This window comes from Planktotalea sp., assembly GCF_050633725.1.
Classification (GTDB): domain Bacteria; phylum Pseudomonadota; class Alphaproteobacteria; order Rhodobacterales; family Rhodobacteraceae; genus Planktotalea.
Map to the genome: position 1 here is coordinate 70,876 of NZ_JBOEHB010000018.1, position 463 is coordinate 71,338.

At 50.8% G+C, this 463-nt stretch carries 1 protein-coding gene; it reads right to left on the reverse strand.

Annotated elements, in window-relative coordinates:
* Positions 1-131 precede the first annotated feature (131 nt).
* Positions 132-463, reverse strand: a 332-nt coding sequence (gene rplO / locus ACRBCU_RS14600; RefSeq protein ID WP_431366124.1) for a 50S ribosomal protein L15, incomplete at its 5' end; no start/stop codon positions are given.

Genomic DNA, 463 nt, shown 5'->3' on the forward strand with positions numbered 1-463 from the left:
TTTGTTCTGCTGCGGATACCATGAACGGCTCTCTTTTAAATGAAAAATGCCGCTAGAGCGTTCTCAGCTCAGGCGGCATTTAGGAAAACGTCAAAAGGTATGTAGTGGGCCAAGCGGCCCGTAACAACCTATTATTCTGCCGCAGTCGCTTTTGTGACTGTAAGTGAGCCGCCTGCTTTCTCAACAGCTTCAACAGCGGCCTTAGACGCGCCTGTCACTGTGATGTTCAGCTTGGAGGTTACTTCGCCCTTTGCAAGAACGCGGATACCGTCTTTGATGCGGCGCACGAGACCGGAAGCAACGAGGCTCTCTTCGGTGATCGCTTCTTTGGCATCAATTTTGCCTGCGTCTACAAATTTCTGGATCAACCCTAGGTTCACAACAGCGTGTGTCTTGGCGTTGATGTTGTTGAAACCGCGCTTAGGAAGACGCTGGTAGATCGGCATTTGACCGCCTTCAAAAC